At 67.4% G+C, this 893-nt stretch carries 1 protein-coding gene; it reads right to left on the bottom strand.

Translation table 11 applies throughout. From position 1 onward, the window contains the following. A partial coding sequence (locus B3605_RS23975; RefSeq protein WP_296436493.1) for a protein-glutamate methylesterase/protein-glutamine glutaminase occupies window positions 1-893 on the bottom strand: 893 nt, incomplete at both ends.

Raw genomic sequence — 893 nt, 5'->3', positions numbered from 1 at the left:
CGCGGGCGATCTGCTCCAGCGGCAGGATGCGGTCCACCCCGCCCTTGGCGATCGCCTCCTTCGGCATGCCGAAGACAACGGAGGTCGCCTCGTCCTGCGCCACCGTGTAGGCGCCGGCCTGATGCATCTCGAGCATCCCCTTGGCGCCATCGTCGCCCATCCCGGTCATGATGATGCCCATGGCATTGGAGCCTGCCGAACGCGCCGCCGAGCGGAACAAGACATCGACCGACGGCCGGTGGCGCGAGACCAGCGGACCGCTCTTGACCGCAACGTGATAGCGCGCCCCACGCCGCTCAAGCAGCATATGGCTGTCGCCGGGCGCGATCAGCACATGGCCGCGCAACACGGGATCGCCATCGACGGCCTCCTTGACCTCGACCTCGCACAGGCTGTTCAGCCGCTTTGCGAAGGCCGCGGTGAATTTTTCCGGCATGTGCTGGACGATGACGATCCCCGGCGCGTTGGCCGGCAGCGCCTCCAGAAACTCGCGCAACGCCTCCGTTCCACCGGTCGACGCGCCGACGCAAACCACCATCTCCGTCGTCTTCGCCATGGCTTTCCCTGATGGCGGCGGCAGCATCGCATCCGCCGTCAGCTTCTGCGCCGGCATCGGTGCGCCGGGCCGCAGGCTGTTGACGTTGCGTCTGACGTTCCCAAGACGCGCATGCGAAGCGCTCTTCACCGCCTCGCGGATGCGGACCGCGTCGTCGGCCAGACTGTCGGCAGCGCCGATCTTCGACTTCAGGATCACGTCGACGGCGCCGGCCTCCAGCGCCTGCATCAGCGTTTCCGACCCAGCCTCCGTCAGCGACGAGCACATGACGACGGGGATCGGCCGCTGCGACATCAGCTTGCGCAGGAAGGTGATGCCATCCATGCGCGGCATCTCG

It is taken from the genome of Rhizobium sp. UBA1881, assembly GCF_002338015.1.
GTDB lineage: Bacteria > Pseudomonadota > Alphaproteobacteria > Rhizobiales > Rhizobiaceae > Rhizobium.
Note: the sequence above shows the minus strand (reverse complement) of the source record. Positions and strands in the feature narration are given on the sequence as shown.